This window comes from Glycomyces sp. NPDC021274, from assembly GCF_040641195.1.
Lineage (GTDB): Bacteria > Actinomycetota > Actinomycetes > Mycobacteriales > Micromonosporaceae > Glycomyces.
The window spans coordinates 71,010-84,820 of record NZ_JBFADC010000015.1; the positions used below are offsets into that span (position 1 = coordinate 71,010).

Annotated in this window: 14 protein-coding genes; 3 read left to right on the forward strand and 11 right to left on the reverse strand. The window is 69.6% G+C overall.

Features of this window, described 5'->3' with window-relative positions:
• Nucleotides 1-85: 85 nt before the first annotated feature.
• On the forward strand, nucleotides 86-748 hold the full coding sequence (locus AB0I03_RS24165) for a hypothetical protein (RefSeq protein ID WP_360416545.1): 663 nt from the start codon (nucleotides 86-88) through the stop codon (nucleotides 746-748).
• 69 nt (nucleotides 749-817) lie between these two features.
• Here the strand turns inward: AB0I03_RS24165 and lepA are convergent, their stop codons facing one another.
• Both lepA and AB0I03_RS24175 read right to left on the reverse strand, forming a co-directional pair.
• Entirely contained in the window at nucleotides 818-2,650 is a 1,833-nt protein-coding gene (lepA, locus tag AB0I03_RS24170) for a translation elongation factor 4 (RefSeq protein WP_360416547.1), read from the reverse strand.
• 200 nt (nucleotides 2,651-2,850) lie between these two features.
• Entirely contained in the window at nucleotides 2,851-3,879 is a 1,029-nt protein-coding gene (locus tag AB0I03_RS24175; RefSeq protein WP_360416549.1) for a hypothetical protein, read from the reverse strand.
• Nucleotides 3,880-3,980: 101 nt separating this feature from the next.
• On the opposite strand from AB0I03_RS24175, the gene AB0I03_RS24180 reads away from it, so the two are divergent.
• Together AB0I03_RS24180 and rpsT are read left to right on the forward strand one after the other, a co-directional pair.
• A complete protein-coding gene (locus AB0I03_RS24180; RefSeq protein ID WP_360416550.1) occupies nucleotides 3,981-4,565 on the forward strand; it encodes a TetR/AcrR family transcriptional regulator in 585 nt (194 codons plus the stop codon).
• A gap of 248 nt (nucleotides 4,566-4,813) precedes the next feature.
• On the forward strand, nucleotides 4,814-5,086 hold the full coding sequence (gene rpsT / locus AB0I03_RS24185; RefSeq protein WP_205328010.1) for a 30S ribosomal protein S20: 273 nt from the start codon (nucleotides 4,814-4,816) through the stop codon (nucleotides 5,084-5,086).
• 258 nt (nucleotides 5,087-5,344) lie between these two features.
• Here the strand turns inward: rpsT and AB0I03_RS24190 are convergent, their stop codons facing one another.
• The 9 genes from AB0I03_RS24190 to nadD form a co-directional block, all read right to left on the reverse strand.
• Nucleotides 5,345-5,572 carry a hypothetical protein gene (locus AB0I03_RS24190; RefSeq protein WP_360416553.1) on the reverse strand — a complete coding sequence of 76 codons (228 nt, stop codon included), beginning with the start codon at nucleotides 5,570-5,572 and terminating at the stop codon, nucleotides 5,345-5,347.
• A gap of 16 nt (nucleotides 5,573-5,588) precedes the next feature.
• Nucleotides 5,589-6,581: a DNA polymerase III subunit delta gene (gene holA / locus AB0I03_RS24195; protein WP_360416555.1), complete on the reverse strand. Its 993-nt coding sequence runs from the start codon at nucleotides 6,579-6,581 to the stop codon at nucleotides 5,589-5,591.
• Nucleotides 6,582-6,841: 260 nt separating this feature from the next.
• Complete coding sequence (locus AB0I03_RS24200) at nucleotides 6,842-9,157, reverse strand: ComEC/Rec2 family competence protein (RefSeq protein ID WP_360416557.1); 2,316 nt, start codon at nucleotides 9,155-9,157, stop codon at nucleotides 6,842-6,844.
• A gap of 91 nt (nucleotides 9,158-9,248) precedes the next feature.
• Complete coding sequence (locus tag AB0I03_RS24205; RefSeq protein ID WP_360416559.1) at nucleotides 9,249-10,028, reverse strand: helix-hairpin-helix domain-containing protein; 780 nt, start codon at nucleotides 10,026-10,028, stop codon at nucleotides 9,249-9,251.
• A gap of 341 nt (nucleotides 10,029-10,369) precedes the next feature.
• On the reverse strand, nucleotides 10,370-11,218 hold the full coding sequence (locus AB0I03_RS24210; protein ID WP_360416561.1) for a DegV family protein: 849 nt from the start codon (nucleotides 11,216-11,218) through the stop codon (nucleotides 10,370-10,372).
• A 13-nt stretch (nucleotides 11,219-11,231) separates the two neighbouring features.
• Nucleotides 11,232-11,675, reverse strand: a complete 444-nt coding sequence (locus AB0I03_RS24215) for a hypothetical protein (RefSeq protein WP_360416563.1) — start codon at nucleotides 11,673-11,675, stop codon at nucleotides 11,232-11,234.
• A gap of 121 nt (nucleotides 11,676-11,796) precedes the next feature.
• Complete coding sequence (locus AB0I03_RS24220; protein WP_360416565.1) at nucleotides 11,797-12,453, reverse strand: histidine phosphatase family protein; 657 nt, start codon at nucleotides 12,451-12,453, stop codon at nucleotides 11,797-11,799.
• Nucleotides 12,450-12,872, reverse strand: a complete 423-nt coding sequence (gene rsfS / locus AB0I03_RS24225) for a ribosome silencing factor (protein ID WP_360416567.1) — start codon at nucleotides 12,870-12,872, stop codon at nucleotides 12,450-12,452. The genes AB0I03_RS24220 and rsfS overlap by 4 nt, the downstream gene beginning before the upstream one ends.
• A 119-nt stretch (nucleotides 12,873-12,991) precedes the next feature.
• Complete coding sequence (nadD, locus tag AB0I03_RS24230) at nucleotides 12,992-13,594, reverse strand: nicotinate-nucleotide adenylyltransferase (protein ID WP_360416569.1); 603 nt, start codon at nucleotides 13,592-13,594, stop codon at nucleotides 12,992-12,994.
• Nucleotides 13,595-13,811: the final 217 nt, after the last annotated feature.

Here is a 13,811-nt window from a genome sequence, read left to right on the forward strand (position 1 = left end):
TGGAAACTCCGTACCCCGGAACGGGCGGGGAAAGGCTACAGTGAGCAGTGAAAGCACGCCCTTCTCTTTGCCCGGAGCAGCGATCATGACCTATCCGCCGCAACCGCCCGAATCGAATCCGTACGGCGCCGCCCCAGGTGGCGGCCCCGGCGGACCGCCGCCGTATCACGGGGGTGCGCCCCAAGGACAGGGCGATTTCGCCGCCGAATGGGGCATCAAGGAAAACCCTTCCCGCCCCAGGAAGGTCAATCAGCTGACGCAATTGCTGTGGGTGTACGCCGCCGCCACGGTGCTCGTGTTCCTGTTCTCCCTCATCGCCTCGGCCACCGCGCCGTGGTGGTACGGGACGGGGTTCATCGTCGGCGGCGCCGTCTTCGGCATGATCGTCGGCGCGCTGGCGGTCGCGGTCGCCTACTTCATCACCAGGGACAAGCTCGGCGCCTTCGGCGCGGCGGACCCGCGCACGCCGCTGTACATCGGGCTGGGCGTCCTGGGGTTCTTCGCGCTCGGCGGTTTCGTCGGCGGTTGGGGCCTGGGCTGGTACGCGGCGCTCGGGGCGCTGCTCGCCCTGGCGAAGCTCGGTGCCATCGGCGCGGCGTTCTACCTGGTCATGCAGCCTGAGGTGGAGCAGTACCTGAAGTCGCGGCCCGGCAACATGCCGAAGCCGCCGCAGCAGGGACCGCCGCCCGGCTACCCGCAGCAGCCCCCGCCGCCGCCGCAGACGCCCCCTGGTCATCCGAACATGTAGCACAGCGCATTTGTAAGCAGCGCAAGGGAAAGGGGCGGAACCGTACGGCTCCGCCCCTTTCGCTGTCGTCTAGTCCTCGTCGGTCCGCAGTGCGGCGATGAACGCCTCCTGGGGGACCTCGACGCGGCCGATGTTCTTCATCCGCTTCTTGCCCTCCTTCTGCTTCTCGAGGAGCTTGCGCTTGCGGGAGATGTCGCCGCCGTAGCACTTGGCGAGCACGTCCTTGCGCAGGGCGCGGATGGTCTCGCGGGCGATGATGCGGGAGCCGATCGCGGCCTGGATGGGCACCTCGAACTGCTGGCGCGGTATGAGCTTCTTGAGCCGCTCGGAGAGGCGCACGCCGTACGCGTAGGCCTGGTCCTTGTGGACGATCGCCGCGAAGGCGTCCACCCGTTCGCCCTGGAGCAGGATGTCGACCTTGACCAGGTCGGACTCCTGGGCGCCGTCGATGTCGTAGTCGAGGGAGGCGTAGCCCTTGGTGCGGGACTTGAGCTGGTCGAAGAAGTCGAAGACGATCTCGGCCAGCGGCAGGGTGTACCGGATCTCGACCCGGTCGGTCGAGAGGTAGTCCATGCCGGTCTGGATGCCGCGCTTGGTCTGGCACAGCTCCATCACGGTCCCGATGTACTCCTTCGGGGCGAGGATGGTGGCTTTGGCGATCGGCTCGGTGATCGAGTGGATCTTGCCCTCGGGGAACTCGGAGGGGTTGGTGACCTCGACTTCTTCGCCGTCCTCCTTCACGACCTGGTAGACCACGTTGGGCGCGGTCGAGATCAGGTCGAGGTTGAACTCGCGTTCGAGGCGCTCCTGGATGATCTCCAGGTGCAGCAGGCCGAGGAAGCCGACGCGGAAGCCGAAGCCGAGCGCGGCGGAGGTCTCGGGCTCGTACTGGAGCGCGGCGTCGTTGAGCTGCAGCTTGTCGAGGGCTTCGCGGAGGTTGCCGTAGTCGGAGCCGTCGATCGGGTAGAGCCCCGAGTAGACCATCGGCTTCGCCTCGGTGTAGCCGGGCAGGGCCTGCGTGGCCGGGCGCTTGTCGAGGGTGACGGTGTCGCCCACTTTCGACTGGCGCACGTCCTTCACGCCGGTGATGAGGTAGCCGACCTCGCCGACGCCGAGGGCCTTGGCGACCACCGGTTCGGGGCTGATGACGCCGATCTCGAGGAGCTCGTGGTCGGCGCGGGTCGACATCATGCGGATCTTGTCGCGGGCGCTGAGCTTGCCGTCGATGACGCGGATGTAGGTGATCACGCCGCGGTAGACGTCGTAGACGGAGTCGAAGATCATCGCGCGGGGCGGCGCGTCGGCGTCGCCGGTGGGGGCCGGGATCTGCTTGACGACCTCGTCCAGCAGCTCGGCCACGCCGGCGCCGGTCTTGCCGGAGACGCGGAAGACGTCCTCGGGCTCGCAGCCGATGAGGTGGGCGAGCTCTTCGGCGTACCGGTCGGGGTCGGCCGAGGGGAGGTCGATCTTGTTGAGCACCGGGATGATCGTGAGGTCGTTGCTCATCGCGAGGTAGAGGTTCGCGAGGGTCTGCGCCTCGATGCCCTGCGCGGCGTCCACGAGGAGGATCGCGCCTTCGCAGGCCGCGAGGGACCGCGAGACCTCGTACGTGAAGTCGACGTGCCCGGGGGTGTCGATCATGTTGAGCACGAAGCCCTGGCCCTCGGCCTCGCCGGAGCGGGCGGTCCAGGGCATGCGGACGGCCTGGGACTTCACGGTGATGCCGCGTTCCCGCTCGATGTCCATCCGGTCGAGGTACTGCGCGCGCATCTGGCGGGCGTCGACGACCTCGGTGATCTGCAGCATGCGGTCGGCCAGCGTGGACTTGCCGTGGTCGATGTGCGCGATGATGCAGAAGTTCCGGATCGACTCCGGAGCGGTCGAGCCTGGCGCGTTGGTCACGGTGGCCTTCCTTATCGGCGACGCTGGCGAGCCGTGGTCTGGCGCGGCTCGAGCGGGGTGGCTAGCCAATTCTGCCTTACCCGCGCGGGAACCCCCGCCCACCCAGGGAGAAAAGGCTCCCGCTCACCACGCCGCCGCATCGGGGCCGCCGAAAGGCCGCCCCCGCGTCGTCGCGGAGGCGGCCGTATCGTCCCGAACCGTTACGCTTCCGCCGGAACGGGTTCCTTCACTCCCTCGTTCACGCCCTTGACCTTGGCGCGGACTGCGCCGATGGTGAAGAGCAGCACACCGGCGACGATCCACGCGGCGAGCGTCCAGACCACGGCCTCGCCGCCGTTGCCGTCGAAGTACGCGGTCGAGCGCACCAGCGTGCCGCCGGCGCCCGGCGACAGGAACTGACCGAATGCGCCCCACGGCGCGGGCAGCAGCTCCGGCGCGCCGGCCATGCCCGACAGCGGGTTGCCCACGAGCATCACGATGACCGCGCCCAGCACGAAACCGGCGCGGCCCAGGAGCTTCGCCAGACCGAGGAGGCCCCACGCGGTCGCGGCCATCGTGAGCGCCAGCGCCCCCGAGATGGCCACGTAGTCGCCGTCGACCGATTCGAGCACGTACATGAGGATCGCGGCGACGCCCGCGCCCACGGCGAGCGGCGCGAGGACCGCGGCCGCGGCCTGGCGTCCCGAGCCGCGCACGTTGAACGAGATGAGCGCGGCGATCACGATGCCGCCCATGGCCATCGGGAAGGCCGAGGCGGCGAGCCCGGCGCCGTTCGGGTCGTCGGCGGGCAGCGGCACGATGTCCTGGCTGTTGACCTGGACGCTGCCGGGCTGCCCGCCGGCCTCGCCCATGTGCGCCGCCATCTGCTCGGCGATGCCGGTGACGAGCCGCGCCACGGTGGGCGAGGCGGCCGAGGCGGTGTAGAGGTCCACGGACTCGGGGGTGATCGCGAGGGCCGCGTAGACCTCGCGCTCCTTGATGAGGGTCTCGGCCTCGGCCGGGTCGGCGACGGCGGTGACGTCGAAGCCGTCGGGCTGGGCCTCGTCGAGCTGGGACTGGACCTGGTCGGCGGCCTCGTCGGGGCCGATGACCGCGATCGGGACTTCATTGGGTCCCATACCGGCTGAGGGCCAGGCGAAGGCGAGGGTGAGGATACCGACGATGAGTGCGAGGCCGGCGCTGATCGCGATCACCCGGCCGATCGACGTGGGCTGGGGGGTGGTTTCCATGATGGTTTCCAATCATCCGCAAGATACGGTCCGTATCTTGATGCCCTCAAGCTAACATAAGAAACGGTCCGTATCCAGAGGGGGTTCGATTGGAACGCAAAGTGGCATCCCGACGTCGCGGCGAGGAGCTCGAGCAGGCGATCCTCGACGCCGCGTTCGAGGAGTTCCGCGAGGCCGGCTATGCGGCATTCACGATGGAAGGCGTCGCGAAACGAGCCGGCACCAGCAAGCCGGTCGTGTACCGGCGCTGGTCGAGCAAGGTGGAGATCCTGATCGCGTGCGTCTCGAGCCGCCTCCCCCAGGCCGAGACGGTGCCCGACACCGGAACCCTGCGCGGCGACATCGTCGCGTTGGTCACATTGGCGCACCGGCGCATGCGCCAGATCGGCCAGACCGCGATGCTCGGCATGCTCGCCGACGTCGGTGCCAACCCCGAACTCCGCAGCATCCTCGTCACCAACCTCGTGAGCGAGCTCACCAGCCTGCTGGAGCGGGCCGTGTGGACACGCGCGGTCGACCGGGGCGAGCTCGAATGGGGCCACCTCACCGAGCGCCTGCGGCGGCTCCCGATCGACTTGGTGCGCAACGAGTTCATCATCTTCGGCACGGTCACCGCCGAAACGGTGGAGAGCATCGTCGATGAGGTGGTCGCCCCCGCGCTCAGAGCTCGCGGCGCCACGGTCTGAGCACCACGCCGAGCGGCGTGCCGGCCCGGCGCGAAAGGCGCCGCTTCCCGCGATCGGGTATCGCGGGTAACAGCCGGGCACGGGGATTCGGGCGGCGCCTTCCACCTCGTGTAATCTGGTCCGCGGTCATGCTCCCAGGGCGTGTGCGATGCTCGGCTCCTGGTAACGTTGACAGGCGCTCGGAGTGCCCTCTGCCTCTGGCGCGATCAATTAAGGAACCAAGCAATCACGAAACTGAGGCTTCACGCGTGGCGAACATCAAGTCCAAAGAAAAGCGCATTCTGACGAACGAGAAGCGCCGGATGCGCAACAAGGCAGTGAAGTCGTCGCTGAAGACGTCCGTCCGGAAGTTCCGTGAGGCGTCTGCCACCGGCGACGTCGCCGCCGCTGAGACCCACCTGCGCGCCGCCAGCCGCGAGCTGGACAAGGCTGCCACCAAGGGTGTCATCCACAAGAACCAGGCCGCCCAGCGCAAGTCCAAGCTGGCCGCGTCCTTCAACAAGCTCTCCGCCGCCGCCTAAGCGAGCGAACGAGCAGCGACAAAGCTTCAGAAGGCCCAGGGGCGCACGCCTCTGGGCCTTCGGCGTTCCCCCAGAGCGTCGGGCGCACTCGGGCGGTGTCACGTCTCGAACACCGTGCCCCGGGGCCCTGTCACACCCGCCGGGCACCATTGAAAACCGGGGGCCCAACCCACCAGGCCCCGAGCACGGTCGGCGTGCCCGCACCGCAAGGACCCCGCTCGGCGACCCCCTGCTCAGCGGCCCCGCTCGACCGCCCGCTCAGCCGTGGCGTTCGAGGGTCCCCGCGATGAAGTCGTTGAGCTTCACCATGCCCGCCACCGCCAACGGCAGCAGCAGCACCACCCACCACGGCACCAGCTCGGTCAGCGCCATCAGCACCGCCAGCGCGATCGAGCCCTCGAAGAACAGCACGCACCAGACGTTCGACAGGTACAGGTGCTTCAGGTGCAGCGCCCGCGCATACCAGGGCCGGCGCGGCCTGGACACTCGTCCGTGACGGTACTCAGACACGACTGCCCTTCCCTGCGGCACTCAGACGGGTGATCTCGAGGATCGCGTGCTCGAGCGCCCACCCCCGGTCGTCGGCCCCGCCCTTGACCTCGCCGTTCAGGCGCGCGCACACCCGCATCGCCTCGGCGAGGGCATCCGCCGTCCAGTTCCGGGCCTGCTTGCGGGCCTTCTCGATCTGCCACGGCGCCATCCCGAGCTGACCGGCCAGCTGCGCCGCCCCGCCGCGCTCGGCGGCCACACGCGAGAGGTTGCGCACGGCCATCGCCAGCGCGTCGGCGATCGGCACCGCGTCGACCCCTACCTGCATGGCCCAGCGCAGCGCACCCAGGGCCTCGGCCGCGTCCCCTGCGATCGTCGCGTCGGCGACGGTGAACCCCGAGACCTCGGCCCGCCCGGAGTAGTACTGGGCGACGCTCTCCTGCGTGATCTTGCCGTCGGTGTCCGCCACGAGCTGCGCGCACGCCGAAGCGAGCTCGCGCAGGTCGGAGCCGACCGCCTGGATGATGGTGTCGGCGATCTCCGCCGAAGCCGAACGCGGCGAGGCCCCCGCGTCGCGCAGCTCGCCGCGCACGAAGGCCACCCGGTCGGGCAGGCGCTTGATCTTGGAGACGCGCACGACCTCGACGTTGAGCTTCTTCAGGCCTTCGGCGAGGCCCTTGCCCTTGTTGCCGCCGTTGTGGCACACCGCGAGGTAGATGTCCGGGGCCGGCTGCTTGGCGAACGCGAGCACTGCGGCGGCGAGGTCCTTGTCGACGTCCTGGCCGGACTCGATGATGCCGACGACCGCGCCGCCGAACAGGGTCGGACTCGTCAGCTCCGCGAAGGCGCCCGCGGTGAGGTCGCCGCCGTTGATGCGGTTGACGGCGGGCGCGGTCTCCCCTTCGGGGAGCTCGGCGCGCACCGCCTTCACGAAGTCGGCGGCGGCCCGCTCGGCGAGGAATTCGTCGTCGCCTTGGATCAGGCGGATGGGTTCGAGTGCAGCCACCGGTCCATCCTCCCATGCCGCCCGCGGACCCCAGGGTTTCGACCGGGCCATCGTCTACCGCACAACCCCTGTGTACTGCCCCACGATGCCGGTCCCCATCGCGGCATCCGCCACCCATTCACCCGAAAGGAGACCTTTCGCAGCCGCCCAGGCGAATGCAACCCCGCACCCCGCACCCCGCACCCCGCACCCCGCACCCCGCACCCCGCACCCCGCACCGACCCAGCCTGCCCGGCGCCCACCCGCCGTCCGCAACCACCTCAGTTCGCCGTCGTCACCTCGAACGCATTACTGTTGCGCACCACCGTGATCCGACCCGATTCGTCGGTGCGGAACACCAGCGCCCCGCCCTCCTCGAGCACCCTGAGCGGCCCCGGGTCCGGGTGGCCGTATTCGTTCCCCGCCCCCACGCCGACCAGCGCCACCGCCGGGTCGGCCGCCTCCAGGAACTCCCGCACCTGGAACGACGACCCGTGATGCGGCACCTTCAGCACGTCCACCCCCAGCACCGCCCCGCTCCCGAGCAGCGCGCGTTGGCCTTCCAGCTCAACGTCACCGGTCAGCAGCACACTCGTCCCGGCCACCTCCGCCCGCACCGCCACCGAGTTGTTGTTCGGATCCGACCGCGTCCCGTTCAACAACTCCGCCGGCGGCCCCAGCACCTCAAGCCGCGTCGCCCCGAACTCGAACACCTCCCCCGGCACCGCCTCCAGGACCGGCACCGCACCGGCCCGCTCCTCCACCAGCTCGTACCCGTACTGCGCCTCCCCCGGCGGCGGCGCCAGGATCGCGTCGACCTCACGGCCCTCCATCGCCCCGGCGATCCCGGCCGTGTGATCGATATGGAAGTGCGACAACACGAGCAGCGCGATCCTGTCCACCTCCAACTCGTCCAGGCACGCGTCCACCGCCGCAGGCTCCGGCCCGACATCGACCACCACCACCGCGTCCCCCGCAGGCAGCACCAGCGCATCCCCCTGCCCGACATCGCACATGGTCACCACCCACCCCGAAGGCGGGCCACCGGTCATCAAGCACGCCGGCACCGTCCCCAGGCCCGCCGCCACGAGCACCGCGAGCACCGGGACCCGCAGCCGCCGTATCTGCAGCAGCACCACCAGTGCCGCCAGCGCTGCGGCCGACCCGAGCCCCCACCACACGCCTCCCGGGACCGGCACCAGCGCACCGGGGATGTCCGCCCCGTTGCGCGCCAACCAGATCAGCCACCGGGCCGGAACGGCCGCCAGCTGAGCCGCCAAGGCGCCCGCCGGAAGCCACACGGCCGCCAGAGCGGCGGCACCCACCGAAAGCACCACCACCGGCGCGGCGACCAAGGCCGCCAGCACGTTCACCGGAACCGACACCAGGCTCACCCCGCTGCCGAGTCCGATCAGCAGCGGCGTGACCGCCACCTGCGTCGCCAGCGGAATCGTGACGGCCAGCGCCACCGGCTGCGGCCAGCCGCGGTGCTCGAGCGGCCGTGCCCAGCGGAACGCCAGGAACAGCAATCCGACGCATGCCCCGACCGACAGCGCGAACCCCGCCTGCGCCGCCATGTCCGGGTCGGCCAGGACCACCACGAGGACCGCCGTCGCCAACCCGGGCATCGCCGCCCGGGGCCTCCCGGCGGCCAGCGCCAGCAAGGTCATCCCCGCCATCACCGCAGCACGCAGCACGCTCGGCTGCGGCCCGGCCACCACCACGATCGCCGCGATCGCGACCGCCCCGGCGACCACCCGCCCGCGCGGACCGGCCCTGCACGCCAGCGCCACCGCCAGGACCGCTCCGACCACCAGACTCAAGTGGTATCCGGAGACCACCACGAGATGCACCAGCCCGGTCGCGCGGAAGTCGGCAGCCAATGCCGGGTCCATCTTCGAGGTGTCGCCGACCGCGAGCGCGGGGATCAGGCCCGCTTCGGGTTGCGGCACCGTCTCGACGGCGGTCGCCAACCGCTCCCGCACATGCGCGGCTACCTGGTGCGGAAGCGACAGCGCCCCAACGGGTTCAGGAGGCCCGCGGGCACTGACGATCGCAGCCGTCAGCCGACCCGCATCGGCTTCGCGGAGGACGGCCGGCACGGTCAGCCGCTGCCCCGCGTTCATCGCAAGCCACTCCTCGCCTGAGGCGACGAGCAGCACCTGCCAATGTCCCTCGAGCGCAACGCCATCAGTGTCGAAGGAATGCAGTCGCGCGGACGCCGTGACGAGCTCCGGGCGGCGGGTCGACGGCTTCGGCGCGGTGTGCAGCACCAGCTCGGCCTCGCCGTGTGCTTCAGATCCGGTGAGCGCCGCGAGCCCGGCATGGTCTCGCACGGCGACATGCACCGTCGTGACACCCGCGCTGAGCACCCCGCCGAATGCGACGGTCGCGACGCCCGCGGCGAACCCGCGCTTCCACTTGCGCCCCAACACCACCAGGACTGCGCAACCGGCCGCGGTGAGTATCCCGCTGACCACGGTGCCGTACAGGCCGGCAAGCGCCGCCGCCCACACACCGGCGGCGACGAGCGGCAGCCGCCAATCACGCCGCACCACCTCGGAAGGCGCGGGCCGCAGCGCGAACTCATAGCTCAAAGCGCAGCCCTTCCCGAGCGGCCCGACCTACCGCACCCTCCTCGGCCAGCCCCGAGTTCACACCGGCCCGGCCGCATCCCGCAACGCCGCCTCATAGCGTCACCTGGTCGCGCAGCTGTTCCAGCAGTGCCGAGCCGATGCCGGAGACCTCGGACAACTCGTCGAGCGACTGGAAGCTGCCATTGGTCTCGCGGTACTCGATGATGCGCTCGGCGAGGACCGGGCCGATGCCGTTGAGCGCGTCCAGTTCCGCAGCGCTGGCGAAATTGATGTTCACGAGGTCGCCGGCGCTCGCGCCACCGGTGCCGTCTCCGGGCACCGGCGCGGCTCCCGTGGCGGCGGCGTCGGGAACCGCGACGAGATCGCCGTCCGCGACGACTCTTGCTAGGTTGAGGAATCCGGGGTCCGCGCCTTCGGTCAGCCCGCCCGCCGCCTCGATGGCATCGGCGACGCGCGCTCCGGCCTCGAGCTCCACGATCCCCGGTTCGTTGACCGCCCCGGCGACCGAGACGATGATCGTCTCCGGTTCGGCCGCACTGGCTTCGACGGCCACGGCCGGTGCCGTCGCAACGGGCTCGGCATCGGGCCAGGACAAGAGGGTCACCGAGAGGCCGACGGCCGCGACCAGCAGTGCGACCGTGACCAGGACCCAGCGGTTGTGATGTGAAAGTCCGAGACGGTGCTGGAGACGCTCGAGCCGCTGGTCGAAGCGTCTGGCGGGCGCGGATTTGAGGACCGGTTCCGGTTCGGCTTCCCCGGAGTCGGCGTCGACGGTCTCCTTGCAGACTTCCGGTTCGCTCGCGGGGTCGTTGAGCCGCATCCGGAGCCTCGCGGCGAGAGCGGCGGAATCGGGTGGCAGTTCGCGTTCCATACCTGGCTCAACGACCGAAGGGCACGGCCGTGATTCCCAACTTTTCGGCCTGTGGATAACCCGAATCGACCCTGTGGATAACCCCAAGAAGTGTGGACGGAGCCCGCTCCTCAAGTCATAATGCGGATTCCGCCGCCCCGGAAGACTGTCGTACCCGGGTGGGAGTGTGGTCTTTTTCGGTTGGTCGGAGGCGGATGCGGGTGGGAAGGGGCATGCCCTATACGCCCGCTCGCGGCGCGAGCGCGGGCTGACACGCCCAACCGCGGGGCCGCGCCTCATCCGCCGCTCGAACCCCGAACCCACTGATTAAGGGTCAGCTGCTTCGTCGATCGAGCTCCCGCTCAGGGAATGCGCCTCGTGATCACGCCGACCAGCCCCGGCCCGCAGTGAGCGCCCACCGCCGCACCGACTTCCGTCACGTCCATGCGCCGCAGTCGGCCCTCGAACCGCTCGGCGAGCCAACCCGCCAACGCCTCGGCCCGGCGCTCCGCGCCCAGGTGGTGCACCGTCATCTCGACCTCGGCATCACCGGCGTCGGCCACCGCGAGCGCCGCCAGTCTCTGCAGGCCGCGTGTGGGCGTCCGCACCTTCTCCACCACGTCGATGCGCCCGTCCTCGACCCCGAGGATCGGCCTCACCGACAGCGCCGTCCCCACGATCGCCCGCGCCGCACTGATCCGGCCGCCGCGCCGCAGGTACTCCAATGTGTCCAGATAGAAATAGGTGGAGGTCCGCCCGATCGCCGCCTGCGCCGCCGCAGCGGCCACCAGCAGCGCAGCGCCCTGCTCCGCGGCGTCGGCCGCGGCGAGCGCCGGGTACCCGACCCCCATGCCCGCGCCGAGCGAGTCGACCACCGCGACCCGGCCGCCGAACCCGGCCGCCGCGGCCTCCGCAGCGGCCACCGTCCCCGAGAGCCGCCCAGAGAGGTGCACCGAGACGATCCCGCTCGCGCCTTCGTCCAGCAGCCGCGTGTACGTCGCCCGCAGCTCCTCCGGCGGCAGCCCCGAGGTGGTCACCTCGCGGCCCTCCCGGATCGCCCGCACGATCACCTCGCCACTGATGTCCTCGCCTTCGCGGTACTCGACGCCGTCGATCAGCACCGGGATGCCGAGCACCGTCAAGCCGCCGCGCACAGCGCGCAGCGGCTCAGGCAAAGCCGAAGTGGAATCGGTAACGACGACGACGGTCACGCCGCCACAGTACCTAATCCGAAGGTTGGGCATCCTCCACCACGAACGGGGTGCCCTGCTGACACGTCGACATCATGCCGTCGTCGACCGCGCCCTGCAGTGTGACCGTCGCGCCCGCGTACACGACCGACGAGTCGAAGTTCCCGAAGATCCCGTACACGGTCCCCTCGTACTCGAGCACGAGACAGCCGGATTCGACGCCGGCCTCGATCGTGCCGCTGATCGTCATCGACGAACCGGGCTTGGACGAGTCGCCGAGCGACGGGTCCAGGTAGGGGGTGGTCTCCTCGGGCACGGGGCTCTCCTCGGTGGATTCGGGGGCGCTGGTCGGTTCGGCCGAGGTCACGGGTGTCGACGTCTCGCCGTCGGAGCCGCCGCTACCCGAGCCGCACGCGGCGAGCACGGCCACCATGAGCACGCCGACGAGCGGGCCGGTCAGGCCCGCGATCCGTCGCACGCGCGAAGTCTGCGTATCCATGCCGGTTTGACGCCTCCGAGCCCGGCGCGGTTGCACCTCGACCGAAGCCTACGACGCCAAAGCGAACGCAGTCCAGGTTTCCAGGGGTCCTGAACGGTCGTCAACGGGCCGCTTGCTGGCCTTTCGCAAGCGGGCTCTGCCCGATCGTGTGCGGAGCCGGAACGCCCAGGTTGTACCCGAACAGGCGCCACTTGCCCGACCGCATCCGCCGCAGCTCGGCCCAGTGCGCGTTGTCCATGCCGGAGAGGCTGCTCGCCGCCGCCTCGTCGAACCCGAGAACGCTGCCCACGATCTGCCGCGCCGAACCCCCGTGGCAGACCACGATCGCGGTCCCCTCGTCCTTCGCCTCGACCATGTCACGCACGGCCTCACCGGTCCGGCGGTGCAAGTCGCCCCACGTCTCGATCTCAGGGTGCTGCAGCGGCTCCTGAGCGCGCCAACGCCGGTGCTCCTCCGGGAACTGCTCAGCGATCTCGCGCTGCGTCAGGCCCTCCCAGGGGCCGTACGCACGCTCGCGCAGGCGCTTGTCCAGCTCGATCTCGATGCCGGTCAGATCGGCGATCGGCCGAGCCGTGTCGACCGCCCGCCGCAGGTCCGAAGAGATGATCCGCACCGGCCCGTAAGCGGCCAGCTCAGGAGCGGCCTCGGCCGCCTGCGCCACCCCGGTCGCATCCAGGTCGATGTCACTCGATCCCTGGATGCGGCCCTCAACGTTCCACAACGTCTGCCCGTGGCGAACGACCAGCAGCCTGTTCACTCGCCGTCCTCGCCGTCACCCTCGGCGGACTCGGCACGACGGGCCCGCTCAGCGTCGGTCTGGTCGACGAACTCGATCTCGGGGCAGTCCTTCCAGAGGCCGTCGAGACCGTAGTAGTCGCGGGCCTCCTTGTGGAAGACGTGCACCACGATGTCGTTGTAGTCCAGCAGCACCCACTGCTCGCCGCCCTTGCCCTCGCGGCGCAGCGGACGAGTGTCGTGCTCCTTGATGAGCTTCTCCTCGACCGCGTCGACGACCGCGTGGACCTGCCGCTCGTTCGAGGCCGAAACGATCACGAAGACGTCCGTGAGGGCGATCTTCGAAGTCACGTCCCGAAGGTTGATGGCAAAGGCCTTTTTGTCAGCCGCCGCCTGGGCTGCGGCGAAGGCCAGCGTCATTGCGGTTTCACTTGCGGTCACGAACGCTCCTGACAATGGGAATCCCGCCGGCACTCACCGGCGCAGTTCTAGTCTTACACGAGGGGTACGACGAAGACTTCCCTGATTCACGCCAGTCGCTGTGCGAAGCATCCCAACGGTCAGCCGCGGTACAGCCCGTGCTCTCGCACGTACGCCTCGACCGGATCGGCCACGAGGTACCGGATCGGCTGCCCATCACGCACCCGCTGGCGGCATTCGGTCGAAGAGAGGTCCACCGCCGGCATGTCGATGAACTCGACCCGCACCCCGAACGAGGTGTCGACCTCCCGCCGCGAATGCCCCGGACGGTTCAACGCGATGAACCTCACCGCCTTGCTGAGCTCCTCGACCCGGTGCCAGGTGTGGAGGTTCTCCAACGAATCCGCGCCGATCACGAAGTACAGCTCTACTTCCTCGTCATACTCCCTGCGCACGTCGGCAACGGTGTCCACCGCGTACGTGGCGCCCGCGCGCTCGATGTCGCAGGTACTGACTCTGAACAGCGGATCGGACTCGACTGCCAACCGCGTCATCGCCAGCCGCACCGCCGCATCGGTCACCTTCAGATGGTGCTTCTGCCACGGATCACCCGTCGGAACGAACACCACCTCGTCGAGCGCGCACCGAAACGCCGCCTCACTCGCGGCAACAAGGTGCCCGAGATGCGGGGGATCGAATGTTCCCCCGAAAACTCCGACGCGACGAACTGGCAGGTCGACCACAGCCGAATCCTATCGCGCCCACTCGAATCGAGGGCACGCAAAAGGGCTCCACCACTAAGGTGAAGCCCTGAAATACGGCAAAGGAAAAGGCCCGACGCTTATGCGTCGGGCCTTTTCTCTATGTAAATGTTTGGCGGTGTCCTGCTCTCCCACACCCTCTCGAGTGCAGTACCATCGGCGCTGGAAGCCGTAACGACCGGGTTCGGAATGGGACCGG

Bases quoted from the DNA above. Each gene is read 5' to 3' on its own strand.
- AB0I03_RS24165 (WP_360416545.1), top strand. From the start codon at position 86: ATGACCTATCCGCCGCAACCGCCCGAATCGAATCCGTACGGCGCCGCC.
- AB0I03_RS24175 (WP_360416549.1), bottom strand. From the start codon at position 3,879: ATGGAAACCACCCCCCAGCCCACGTCGATCGGCCGGGTGATCGCGATC.
- AB0I03_RS24205 (WP_360416559.1), bottom strand. From the start codon at position 10,028: ATGGAACGCGAACTGCCACCCGATTCCGCCGCTCTCGCCGCGAGGCTC.